We start from the raw sequence: 12,524 nt of genomic DNA, 5'->3' as shown, positions 1-12,524 counted from the left end.
CTGACCGGCAGGCGGCTCGGAGCTTGCTGGCAACCCGCTGTACGCGGGGCCGGCCGATCGTAACGGTGGGCGGCGACAACTGAGTCGCCCGACAGGAACCGACGGGGTGGAATCACCACCGAACCGTTACCCGGGCAGGAGCCACGCCACGACGGCCGGCACCGACCCTCAGCCGCCAGCTGTAGTCGTTACCGATACGCAACGTCATTTTCTGTGGTCGGGTGGCGGTGGAGCCTGAAGCCTTCGGCCGGAGAGCGATAACGATCCATGATCACATCAGCCACGAGAGCATGTCACACATCGACCGATTGAATGTAACGCCGAGGCTAGCGGCGTGGGCCAGGAGAGCAGGGTGACCCGAGGGGATCCCACCCCCGGGCTCCCACAGAACGGAACGTGACAGTCGGCAGCGTCACCCATGCCGTGGCTGCCTGGCTTTGCTTCAGCTCTGGGTCAGGTCGCGAAGTACGGCCGCCCTACTTGAGGCCGAACCTGTCCCGGGGGAAGATGTGCGGCTCGTTTCCAGCAATGATCACCAGGCGGGAGAAATTTCCGAGAACGTCCTTCCCTTTAATGCTGTCAACAGCAGTGGCCACGAGCTTGAACCAGCTGTTGTAATCCTGAGCCTTCAGTGTGCCGAAAGCTGGACACTCGGTGACATGGATGACCACGAAGACCGCCGGGATGTCCTTGTACTTGGTCAGCTTATTCGACAGGTCACTGGCGATCCGCTCGATGAGGGCATCTCCGTCAACGGCGTTCTGTATCACTACATGATCGCCTGCCGCATCCTTCTCCTGCTTCCCCTCGACGCTGTAGTCCGGCTTGAGGTCGCTTCCCCCTTTCTGGCCACCGGGTTCGATCCAGGTAGTACCCTTTTCCCACATCATCTTGGCGCTGACCAGCTCTAACAGCTGCTTGTAGGTGTTCGTAGGGAACTTGGTCGCCGGCAGTGGGCGAGCCTTCATCGTTTGCTGGTTGATCACGGGCAGCATTCGCCGCATCTTGTCGAGCACGTCTTGAGCGGCCATGGCCGGCTGGCCGTTGTCAATCAGCGTGTCAACCAGACTCATCGCCAGGTTGGACATGGCCTCGTCCTTCAGGTGATCCTTCATCAAATTGTTCTTTGGGCCGAGTACCTCGTTTCCTTCGATCAATTTCTTGATTGTCGGTCCCCAGACGCTTTTCCAGTCGCGTTGCGGAACTCGTGGTTGTGCCATCGATGAACTCCTTGTGGGGTAGCGGCGAACCGCCGATTCTGGCGGGCTCGGGTCCAGCGGCGCTGCGGGACCATATACTAGACGCCGCGCACCCGGCTCCGGATACGAAGAGTCGGGAACCCGACCGCCCTCCCTCCGGCCACAGCGACTGGCGCGGTCGTTTCAAAGATCGGCCAGGCGCGGGATATCGCGATGTGATCACGGTCGGTATGTCTGGTGTAGATCAGGGCAATGCTGTTGACTTTATGGATCCTGGTTGGTGGAGACTCAGAACCGGATCTTCGTGCGGGGCGGTGATCTCGTAGATGACGTCATGGACGAGCTCAGCCAGTCGCTCGGAGGGAAACGCCGCGTCGTCACTGATGTGACGGAACGTTGGTCTCAATCGATGCCGCGCAGCGGCCCGGCAGGGACGCACAGGGTCTGCTCAAGTCTGGCGAGGTAACCGGCTGCGCCCGCCGTACGTGCCCAGCACGGCTGTCACGGTTGCTGCCACAGCGTCCCGCCGTGCGTCGCACGGCGGGACCTGCGCGGCGGTGCTGGAGCCCCCGGCCGGGCTCGAACCGGCGACATCTCGCTTACAAGGCGAGTGCTCTGGCCAACTGAGCTACAGGGGCAGCGTTCGTTCAGCGTCAGCATAGCCACTGACGTGGCGATACCGCCGCATCGGCCGGTCTGTCCGATCGATCTTTTCCGTTCTGCGTACGGCGTTCACCGTGTCGGGACCCGGCGTGAAGCCCCGACGGAGGACGGCGAACAGTGGCCTACCCCACCCCGGTGTCCGTTTTGGTCGGTTATCCGAGGTAGTTGCGGGCCGTCCCGGTCTTGGCAGCCAGGCAAATCCCGTTTACCGTGGCGTGACACGTGCGACACGTCGCCCTGGCGGCTGCGAGTACGCGTGGGCCGGCGCTCAGAGCGCCGGTCGCTCCTTCACTCGGATCGTCCGGCACGTTCCTGCCGGTGAAAGGAAGCACTGACCATGGCTACGGTCACCTACGACCAGGCGTCCCGCATCTACGCGGGCACCGAGCGACCCGCTGTCAACAAGCTCGACCTCGAGATCGGCGACGGCGAATTCCTCGTGCTGGTCGGCCCCTCCGGTTGCGGTAAGTCCACCAGCCTGCGGATGCTCGCCGGTTTGGAGGACGTCGACGAGGGCCGCATCCTCATCGACGACCGCGACGTCACCCACCTGCCGCCCAAGGCCCGCGACATCGCGATGGTCTTCCAGAACTACGCGCTCTACCCGCACATGACGGTGTACGAGAACATGGCCTTCGCGCTGAAGCTGCGCCGGACCTCGAAGTCGGAGATCGACCGCCGGGTCAAGGAAGCCGCCGCTCTGCTGCAGCTGGAGGAGTACCTCAACCGCAAGCCGAAGGCGCTCTCCGGTGGTCAGCGCCAGCGGGTCGCGATGGGTCGGGCGATCGTCCGGGAGCCGCAGGTCTTCCTGATGGACGAGCCGCTGTCGAACCTCGACGCGAAGCTGCGGGTGCAGACCCGTACCCAGATCGCCTCGCTGCAGGCCAAGCTGGGGGTCACCACCGTCTACGTCACCCACGACCAGGTCGAGGCGATGACGATGGGCCACCGGGTGGCGGTGCTGCTCGACGGCGTGCTGCAGCAGGTCGACACCCCGCGGAACCTGTACGACGTACCGGCGAACGTCTTCGTCGCCGGCTTCATGGGCTCCCCCGCCATGAACATCAAGACCGTCCCGCTGACCGAGCAGGGTGCCGTCTTCGCCGACCTGGTCGTCGAGCTGAGCCGCGAGCAGGTCGAGGCGGCCAAGGCCAACGGCGGCGGCAACAAGGTCACCGTCGGGTTCCGTCCCGAGGACTGCGACCTGGTCGGCGCCTCCGAGGGCGGCATGCCGATGTCGGTCGAGCTGGTCGAGGACCTCGGCTCGGACGCCAACGTCTACGGCTATGCGACGCTCGACGGCAGTTCGGAGCGGTTCGTGGTGCGGACCGACCGCCGGCACATGCCGCGGATGAACGACACCGTGTTCGTCCGCCCCCGTCCGGGCCAGCACCACGCGTTCCACGCCGCCAACGGCCAACGGCTCTGACCGACCGCCGCCCCGGCTGGCGAGTCACGACATTTGGCTCGTCGCGTGCGGCCGGTCTTCCCTACCGGGAAGACCGGCCGCACCGCTTTCTGGTGGACGGTCCTGGTCAGTGGACGAAGCCGGTCACGGTGTAACGACCCGTCCCCCGAAGGTGACCACGAGACGACCGTCCGAGGCGAACGACCAGCCCAACGAGCCCGAGTACGTCGAGCACCGGGAGCCGTTCGAGCCGGACCAGAACTGGTTCGAGCTGTCTGAGTTGCCGATGATCCGGTCGTTCGAGCCGCTGTCACACGACGTGTTGCCGCGGAACACCGAGCTGCCGCCGTCGAAGTTGAAGTTGCGTTCCTCGTTGCCGATGCTGACGTTGTTCGACACCGTCATCGTGCCGAGGTTGCGGTTGTACGTGAACCCGTGCTTGCCGTTGCGGTACGCGATGTTGCTCCGGATGGTGTGGTGGACGCCGATGTCCTCGCCGCCGAGTTTGTAGCCGTTGCGGTCGCCGTTGCCGGCCTGACCACCGTTGCTGAGCGTGCCGTTGTCGTACGCCAGGGAGTGCTCGATCGTCACCGCGCCGATCGGCCCGGTGTCGCTCTTGGTGTACAGGTCGTAGCCGTCGTCGATATTGTTGTGCGCCACGGTGTAGCGGAAGACGTTGCCGGAACCGACGGTGAGCTTCGGGGCGAATCCGTCGGCGTCCTCACCGTCGGAGTCGACATTGTCGTGCGACACCGAGCTCAACACCAGGTTGTTGGACGGCCACTGGTCGCGCGGTGCTCCGGCGATGAGCCGCGACAGCTGCAGGCCGGTGTCCCGGTTGTGCCGGGTGACCACCCGTTCGATGATGTTGTGGTTGCCAGCGAGCAGGATCCCGTTGTCGCCGGCCCGTTCGACGATGATGCCGTAGACGTGCCAGTAGGACCCGCCGATCGCCAGCCCGCGGTTGGCCGAGTCCTCGCTCTGTGCCGAGAAGTTCAGGATCGGCGTCTCGCCCGGGTAGGCGTACAGGTTCTTACGGGCACTGGACGTACCGCTGTTGCCCTGAGCGATGGTGATGGTCTGCGAGTATCGGTAGGTGCCGCCACGCAGGTAGATCGTGCCGCCGGGTGCGATCCGGGTGATCGCCGAGGTGAGCGTCGTCGGGTTGGACACCGTCCCGGACGCACTGTCGCTACCGTTCGGTGCAACGTACAGGGTGTCACCGGACGGCGGCGGGCTGGTCGGTGGCGCGGTGGTCGGCGGCGGGCTCGTCGGTGGTGCGGTGGTCGGCGGCGGGCTGGTCGGGGGTGCGGTGGTCGGCGCGGGGGTCGTCGGTTCCGGTACGGAACCGAGAGTGTCCACCCTGACGTCGTCGTAGCTGGCCCCGGCGTAGCCGGTGACCAGGGCTATCCGGCCGGAGTCGTATGAGTCGTCGCTGCCGGAGCCGATCTGGCTGCCGTCGACGTAGCCGCGGACGGTGCTACCGCTCGACTCGATCCGCAGGGTGTACCAGGTGCCGGTGGCCACGCTCAGCGCCGCCGAGCCGAGCACAGTGATCTGGCTGCCGTTGACCAGCTGCAGCTCGGCGCGGTTGTTGCTGGTCAGCGCCAACCGGTACATCCTGGTGTTGCTGGTGACCCGGGAGGCGATGCCGACGAACCGGTCGGATCCGTTGAACGACAACGGCTTGACCCGGGCCTGCAGTTGGTAGTCGGTCCAACTGGTGCTGCCGGCGAAGAACCGGGCCAGGTTGCTGCCGGTGTTGTCCTGCCGCAGCACCTGGCTGCCGTCGGAGACGACCTCCCAACTGCCGCCGGACTTGGACCAGCCGCTGGTGCCGCCGCTTTCGAAGTCGGCCTGGAACAACGTCGCGGCGTGGGCGTTGCCGCTGGTCGCCGCGAGGACCAGCGTCGCGGTGACCGCGCTCGCGCCGAGCGTGGCCAGCAGTCCACGACGGCGTCTACTCGTGCTGCTCTGCACGTGCACTCCTTCGGTTGGCACCGCGCCGGTGGCGGTGCGGAGAAAAGGGGTGGGCCGGCGGGCGTCTCGCCGGCCCACCCCGCTTGTGACCCGGCCGGGCTGGTCAGTCAGACCGGCAGCCTGCCGACGGGTCAGACCGGGAGCTTGCCGGCGCCCGCGGTGAGCCGGGTGTAGATCGGGACGACCGCGGTGGGCAGCACCGCCCCGTGCCGCAGGGTCGGGGTCCAGCCAGCGTCGTCGCCCAGGTCCGGCTCGTTCGCCGCGTTGTACGCGTCGAGCAGGCTGGCCGGGCGCAGCGGCCGGTGACCCTGCCCGACCCAGCTGCCCTTCTCGGTCAGCACGGTGCCGCCCCAGTCGTGCAGCAGGTCGGCGGTGTCGATCCCGGAGCCCAGCCGGAACGAGTTGTTCTCCAGGTACGGTGCGCCCTGTACGCCTACTCCGACGGCGTACTCGAAATCGTCGCCGGACAGTTCGTAGTGGTTGTTGTAGACGTCGATCTGACCGAACCGGATCCGGGGCAGCCGTTGCAGGCTGCCGTCGAAGACGTTGTGGTGCAGGGTGACGTTGAGCCGGCCGACGTCGGGGCCGACAGTGTTCGACGAGCCGATCAGCATGACCTTGTCCCGGCCGTCGAACCGGTTGTAGGACACGGTCACCAGGCTGGCTGTGTGGGTGATGTCGAGCGCTCCGTCGTGCACCTGCAGCGGCCGGCCGAAGTAGATCGGTTGGGCGCTGTCCGGGTTGTCGCCGTCGGTGAAGGTGTTGTGGTCGACCCAGACATTCTCCGAGCGACGCACCGACATCAGGTCGAACTGGGAGTTCCAGTTGCCGGCGTCGCCGTCATCCGGCGACCAGGCGGGAAAGCAGTCGTACGCGTCGTCGAAGACGACGTTGCGGACGATGACGTTCCGGACGCTGTCCACCATCAGGGTCAGGTTCTCCAGCCGGGCTCCGCGCAGCCCGATGATGGTGGTGTTGGCTCCGACGTTGATCTGGGTGTACCGGGTCTGGTTGGTGACCGACCGTCGACGGGCGTCCTCGAGCGGGCCACTCGGGTCGTTCTCGTATCCCCAGACGGCCGGGTCGTAGGTGACCAGGAACTCGTCGAAGTCGTACTCGGGGTCGGCGAGGTCGGCGCAGGTCAGCAGGTTGCCGTCCGGGCCTTCGAAGCCGTTGACCGTGCCCTTGATGTAGATGATCTTCGGGGTGTCGTTGTTCCGGTTGGTGGCGTTGTCGCCGCCGAGGGCGTCGATCAACTCGGCTCGGCTGTCGACCACGTGAACGTTGTCCTGGCTGGCCGCCGATCCTCCGGTGGTGCCGGCACCGGCGGCCGCCCAGCCGTCGTTCGGTGGCAACGCCTGGCGGCCCAGCGACCGGGCCGTCCAGGACAGCCGGTCGGAACCGGTGTCCCGGCCGGCGGCGGCCGGGGCCGGCAGCACCGCCACGATCGCGATTCCGGCAACAGCGGCAGTCAATCTCCTCAGTCGCATTACCACACTCCGCAAACTATTGTCTGGACTCGATCACACAACACTGACGCAATCTTCCTGAACCCAAACGATAAATTTCATCACGGAATGTGTCAATGCAATCTGTTTGCAGATTGTTTGCAGATTGTTTGCATTACATTCGGGCGAGACCTATTTACCCGGCATCAGTTTGCCGAGGGGACGACTGATCTGTCCGACTTCGCGCACCGGCGGCGGCCGTCGATTTGCAGTACGTTCTCCGCCGACCAGGTCAGCGGCCCACCACCCCCTGCGCCAGCCGGGTCCGGTACGGTCTGACCGCCCACGGCACCTCCTGCTCGGAGAACAGCGCCAGCTCGGCCGCACCGCGTCGGACGACCGCGTTCACCCCTTCGATCGTCAGCACCCGGTCCGCTCCGGCCACCCCGGTCGCGACCGTCCGGTCCGGACCGAGCAGACACGGCTCCGGGGCGTCCTGCACCACCTCCAAGAGCGCGGTGAACGCCTCGGTCCGGGCCAGCGGGGCGATCAGCGGTACACCGGACGGATCCCTGCGGTGCGCCAGCAGGTTCTCCAGCAGCCCGGCCCGCCCCGGCACCGGCCGCATCGATCGCTCGCCGGGCAGCCGCAGCCGGTCCGTCGGATACTCCAGCACCGCGGCGCCGGCCGTGCCGTGCACCAGCACCTCACCGGGGATGAACTCCTCACCGGCCAGGGTCACCGCGGCCACGATCGCCAGCCCCGAGTCCAGGGTGATCCGCATCGACGCGGTGTCGTCCACCTCGATCGGCCGCACCCGGTAGCGCTCCAACTCGACCAGCACCGGCGGGCTGGGATCCACCGCCGCCGCTACCGCCAGACACTGCATGGTGGCGTGCGCCAACGGGTTGGCCAGCGCCCCGTCCAGCGACGGCCGGCCGTCGACCGTACGCCGCCCGGCCCACGGCGACCGCCGGTAGTACGCGTCGTCGCGCTGCCAGGAGGCGACCGTCGAGATGCCGGTGACCGAGCCGAGCCGACCGCCGGTGGCCGCCGCGGTCAACTCGGCCAACGCCGCCGATCCGAGCGCCTGGAAACCGACCTGGCAGACCCGGCCGTGCCGGGCCAGCGCCGCGGTCAGCCGCCGGTGCTCGTCCAGCGACAGCACCGGCGGCTTCTCCAGCAGCAGGTCTGCGCCGGCGGCCAGCGCGTCAAGCGCGATCGGCAGATGGGTGTACGGCGGCGTGCAGATCACCACCACGTCCGGCCGGGTCTGCGCCAGCATCCGCCGGTGGTCGGTGTCGACCTGCACCCCGTCCGGGACCGGAGCGTCGGGGGCCGGCTCGACCGGCCGTACGTCGACCAGGCCGACCAGGCGCAGTTCGCCGGCGTCGTGCAGCGGGGCGATCTGCCGCCGGTGCCACAATCCGTGCCCGTTGGCACCGATCAGGGCCACCCGGGGCGGGGTGCTCCTCACGTCGGGAACCTCCACCTGTCGACGACCGCGGTCAGCCGGCCGCGCCGGTCAGCGCGCCGACCACCCCGTGCCGGTCCAGCGCGGTCAGCCAGGTCGTGATCATCTCGTGGACCTCCGGGTCGGCCGCCAGCTCGGGTGGGAACACCTCGGTGAGCCCGAGCAGCGCGGCCACCACGCCCGCCGGGGTGCCCCCGGACCCGGCCAGCGCCGCCCGGATCCGCGCGGCGAGTGGGTCGTCCAGCGGCAACTCGGCCCCGTCGTCGGCCCGCCCCTGGGCGAACCGCATCCAGGCGGCGACCACCAGCGCCGACCAGTACGGCCGGTCGCCGGCCGCCCGCCGGTCGGCGATGGTGTGCAGGACCCGCTGCGGCAACTTCTGCGAGCCGTCCATCGCCACCTGGATGGTGCGGTGTCGGATCGCCGGGTTGGCGAACCGCTCCAGCACCGACTCGCCGTACCCGACGACCGACACCCCGTCCGGCGGGGTGAAGCTGGTCGCGACGTCCTCGGCGATCAGCCGGCGCAGCACCTCGGGCAGGCCGGGGATACCGGCCAGCGCCTCGGCGATGGTGTCGTGCCCGGCCAGCGCCCCGAGGTAGGCGATGGCCGAGTGCACCCCGTTGAGCCCGCGCAGCTTGAGCCGCTCCCACGGGCCGGCGTCGCTGGTCAGCACCGCCCCTGCGGTCTGCCAGGCCGGCCGGCCGCCGGGGAAGTCGTCCTCGATCACCCACTGCGTGTACGGCTCCCCGGCGATCGCCGCCAGGTCGCTGACGCCGAGCGCGGACCGGGCGGCGGCCAGGGTCTGCGCGGTGGCGGCCGGCACGATCCGGTCGACCATGGTGCCGGGGAAGGTGACGTTGGCCTGCACCCAGTCGGCGGTCTCGTCGGGCACCTTCGCGTACGCCAGGGACTCGGTGACCAGCCCGTGAAGCCGGCGTCCGTTCGACGGCAGGTTGTCGCAGCTGACCAGGGCGAGCGGGCCGGCGTCGGCGGCGGCGCGGGCGGCCAGCCCGCGTAGCAGCAGGCCCGGCACGGTCGTCGGCGCCCGGTCGGTGGTCAGGTCAGCGGCGACCGCTTCGTCCGGCCGCAGCCGCCCGGTGACCGGGTCCAGCTGGTACGCCTTCTCGGTGACGGTCAGCGTGACCACCCGGATCGCCGGGTCGGCCAGCAGGGCCACCACCGCCGCCGGGTCGCTGGCGGCGTGCCGGACCCCGGTGAGCGCACCGACGACCCGGGTCCTGGCCGCTGCGGCGGACAGCGTGGTGACGCTGAACAGGCAGTCCTGGTCGGTGAGCCGCCGCACCACGTCGATGTTGCGCGGTGCGACGCCGATGATGCCCCAGTCACCGCCGGCGGTGGCGACTGCCTGCTCGGTGTAGACCGCCTGGTGGGCCCGGTGGAAGGCACCTAGTCCGAGGTGGACGATGCCGGCGCCGACGTCGCCGGGGCGGACCACCGGTCGGGCGTCGGCCGGCACCCGGCCCAGGGTGTCCAGGCCGAGCAGCGGGATGTCGTCGTTCACCGCCACACCGGCCCGTCCGGGAAGGAGAACTCGGCGATCGACGCCGGCTTCATCGTGGCGCTGTAACCGGGCTGTTCGGGCACCAGGTAGCGGCCGCCCCGGGTGCGGACCGGGTCGACGAAGTGCTCGTGCAGGTGGTCGACGTACTCGACCATCCGCCCGTCCAGCGAGGTGCCGGCCCGCAGGTAGTCGAAGATCGCCAGGTGCTGCACGTACTCGCAGAGGCCGACGCCGCCGGCGTGCGGGCAGATCGGCACACCGAACTTGGCGGCCATCAGAATCACCGACAGCACCTCGTTGACCCCGGCGATCCGGCAGGAGTCGATCTGGCACACCCGGATCGCCTCAGCCTGCATCAGCTGTTTGAAGATCACCCGGTTGGCGGCGACCTCGCCGGTGGCGACCCGGCAGCGCCCGTCGGACAGTTCGGTGACGGCGGCGGCGATCCGGGCGTGGCCGAGCACGTCGTCGGCGTGCGTCGGCTCCTCGATCCAGTACGGGTCGACCTCGACGAGCCGGGCCATGTTGGCGATCGCCTCGTCGACGTCCCACACCTGGTTGGCGTCCATCATCAGCAGCGCGTCCGGGCCGATCTCGGCGCGGATGATCCGGGCGCGGCGTACGTCGTCGTCGATCGGGCCGCCGACCTTCATCTTCATCGCCCGCCAGCCGTCGGCGTACGCCGCCCGGGTCAACGCCCGGACCTTGTCGTCGGGGTAGCCGAGCCAGCCGACCGAGGTGGTGTACGACGGGAAGCCGTCGCGCTGCAGCTCGGCGAGCCGGTCGGACTGGCCGGTCAGCCCCTTGTCCAGGATGGCGGCGGCCTCGTCCGGCGTGATCGCGTCGCGGATGTGGTGGAAGTCGATGTTGGCGACGAGTTCGTCGGTCGGCATCTCGGCGAGCAGCCGCCACAGCGGCTTGCCGTCCAGTTTGGCCCGCAGGTCCCAGACGGCATTGACCAGCGCGCCGGACGCCATGTGGATGACGCCCTTCTCCGGGCCGAGCCAGCGCAGCTGCACGTCGGCGGTGAGCGACCGCCAGAAGGCGACCGGTTCGGCGACGATCTCGGCGACGGTCCGGCCGGTGACGTGGTGGGCCAATGCGCGTACCGCCGCGCAGGTGATCTCGTTGCCGCGGCCGTTGGTGAAGGTGAAGCCGGCGCCGAAGACCCCGTCCGGCGAGTCGGTGCGCAGCTCGACGTAGGTGGCCGAGTAGTCGCCCCGGTTGATCGCGTCGGAGCCGTCGCCGGCCGCGGCGGTCGGGAACCGTACGTCGTGCACGTCGACGCCGGTGATGGTGACGGTCATGGCAGCTTCTCCCCGATCTTGAAGACCCGCTTGGGCAGCCGGTACGCCAGGTCGACGATGGTCTCGGCGGCCTCGTCGAGGCCGAGCCGGTGCTCGGCGACGAGCCGGGCGAGGAAGCCGGCGTCGATCCGGCGGGCCACGTCGTGGCGCGCCGGGATGGAGCAGAACGCCCGGGTGTCGTCGACGAAGCCGGCGGTGTTGTAGAAGCCGGCGGTCTCGGTGACCGCTTCCCGGAACCGGCGCAGCACCTCCGGGGAGTCCAGGAACCACCAGGGCGCGCCGAGGTAGAGGGCGGCGTACCCGCCGGCGAGCGGGGCCAGCTCGCGGGTGAAGGTGTACTCGTCGAGGGTGTAGACGACGATCCGCAGCCGCGGGTCGTTGCCGTACGCGTCGAGCAGCGCGGTCAGCGCGTGCAGGTACTCGGTGGCCTGCGGGATGTCGCCGCCGACGTCTCGGCCGTGGGTGGCGTACAGCCACTTGTTGTGGTTGCGCACCGAACCTGGATGCAACTGCATCACCAGGCCGTCCTCGATGGACATGCGGGCGAACTCGACCAGCATGTGGGCCCGGAACGCCTCGGCGTCGGCGGCGGTGGCGACGCCGCGCAGCCCCCGGTCGTACAGTTCGGCGGCCTCGCGCCGGTCCAGCCGCAGGGTGAGCGCGGTCAGGTGACCGTGGTCGGAGCTGGTCGCGCCGGCGGCGATGAAGGCCCGCCGCCGGGACCGCAGCGCGTCGAGGAAGCCGGCGTACGTGCCGGTGTCGGCGCCGGTGATCGCCCCGAGGGCGGCGACGTTGTCGGACCAGCCGTCAAACTCGAAGTCGACGACGTTGTCCGGCCGGAACGTGGTGATCACCCGCCCGCCGGGGCCGCCCCAGCCGTCCGCGGCCAGCTTGGCGTGCCGGCCGAGATCGTCCAGGGGCGACTCGGTGGTGGCCAGCACCTCGATGTTGAAGCGCTCGAACAGCGCCCGGGGCCGGTACGCCGGTTCGGCCAGCCGTGCCGCGATGGTGTCGTAGACCTCGTCGGCGGTGTCCGGGCCGAGGACAACGTCCACCCCGAACACCTCGGCGAACGTCTTCTCCAGCCACAGTCGCGACGGGGTGCCCCGGAACAGGTGCCAGTTGGCGGCCAGCTTGCGCCAGATCGCCCGGCCGTCGGTCTCGGTGGCGTAGTCGCCGTCACCGGCCGGTGGCCGTGGCCGGACCCCGGCACGCACGGGTACGCCGAGCTCGCCGGGTGGGACGCCCTGGCTGAGCAGCATCCGGGTGACGTAGTGGTCCGGCACGACGAGCAGCCGCGCCGGGTCGGGGAACGGCTCGTCGTCGGCGAGCAGCACCGGGTCGACGTGGCCGTGCGGCGAGATGACCGGCAGGTCCCGGGCGTGCGCGTACAGCTCGCGGGCGATGGCCCGCTGGGTGGGTTCGGCCGGGAACAGCTGGTCCGACCGGTCGGGTTGCGGGGACACGGAAGCAGGCTCCTCGTGGGTACGGGATCGGGGTCGTCGCTGTGGTGGGTGGTG

General features: G+C 69.1%; 8 protein-coding genes and 1 tRNA gene. 1 reads left to right on the top strand and 8 read right to left on the bottom strand.

The genetic code is table 11. From position 1 onward, the window contains the following. Positions 1–476: 476 nt before the first annotated feature. Both O7553_RS00370 and O7553_RS00365 read right to left on the bottom strand, forming a co-directional pair. On the bottom strand, positions 477–1,220 hold the full coding sequence (locus O7553_RS00370) for a hypothetical protein (RefSeq protein ID WP_281552932.1): 744 nt from the start codon (positions 1,218–1,220) through the stop codon (positions 477–479). Positions 1,221–1,760: 540 nt separating this feature from the next. Beyond that, positions 1,761–1,837: transfer RNA gene (locus O7553_RS00365), tRNA-Thr, on the bottom strand. 362 nt (positions 1,838–2,199) lie between these two features. On the opposite strand from O7553_RS00365, the gene ugpC reads away from it, so the two are divergent. Continuing rightward, complete coding sequence (gene ugpC / locus O7553_RS00360; protein WP_278171834.1) at positions 2,200–3,291, top strand: sn-glycerol-3-phosphate ABC transporter ATP-binding protein UgpC; 1,092 nt, start codon at positions 2,200–2,202, stop codon at positions 3,289–3,291. Positions 3,292–3,414: 123 nt separating this feature from the next. Here ugpC and O7553_RS00355 read toward each other — a convergent pair whose 3' ends face one another. The 6 genes from O7553_RS00355 to uxaC form a co-directional block, all read right to left on the bottom strand. Further along, positions 3,415–5,250 carry a right-handed parallel beta-helix repeat-containing protein gene (locus O7553_RS00355; protein WP_281552931.1) on the bottom strand — a complete coding sequence of 612 codons (1,836 nt, stop codon included), beginning with the start codon at positions 5,248–5,250 and terminating at the stop codon, positions 3,415–3,417. Between the two features lie 131 nt (positions 5,251–5,381). Beyond that, positions 5,382–6,740: a pectate lyase gene (locus O7553_RS00350; RefSeq protein ID WP_348650019.1), complete on the bottom strand. Its 1,359-nt coding sequence runs from the start codon at positions 6,738–6,740 to the stop codon at positions 5,382–5,384. Between the two features lie 250 nt (positions 6,741–6,990). Further along, positions 6,991–8,175 carry a Gfo/Idh/MocA family oxidoreductase gene (locus O7553_RS00345; protein WP_281552930.1) on the bottom strand — a complete coding sequence of 395 codons (1,185 nt, stop codon included), beginning with the start codon at positions 8,173–8,175 and terminating at the stop codon, positions 6,991–6,993. A gap of 31 nt (positions 8,176–8,206) precedes the next feature. After that, a complete protein-coding gene (locus tag O7553_RS00340; RefSeq protein ID WP_281552929.1) occupies positions 8,207–9,697 on the bottom strand; it encodes a mannitol dehydrogenase family protein in 1,491 nt (496 codons plus the stop codon). Then, positions 9,694–11,004, bottom strand: a complete 1,311-nt coding sequence (locus O7553_RS00335) for an enolase C-terminal domain-like protein (protein WP_281552928.1) — start codon at positions 11,002–11,004, stop codon at positions 9,694–9,696. Before O7553_RS00335 ends, O7553_RS00340 begins: the two co-directional genes overlap by 4 nt. Then, on the bottom strand, positions 11,001–12,470 hold the full coding sequence (uxaC, locus tag O7553_RS00330; protein WP_281552927.1) for a glucuronate isomerase: 1,470 nt from the start codon (positions 12,468–12,470) through the stop codon (positions 11,001–11,003). The genes O7553_RS00335 and uxaC overlap by 4 nt, the downstream gene beginning before the upstream one ends. Positions 12,471–12,524 lie beyond the last annotated feature (54 nt).

The organism is Solwaraspora sp. WMMA2059 (assembly GCF_027497315.1).
Classification (GTDB): Bacteria; Actinomycetota; Actinomycetes; order Mycobacteriales; family Micromonosporaceae; genus Micromonospora_E.
This window is presented reverse-complemented; position numbering and strand designations above follow the sequence as displayed.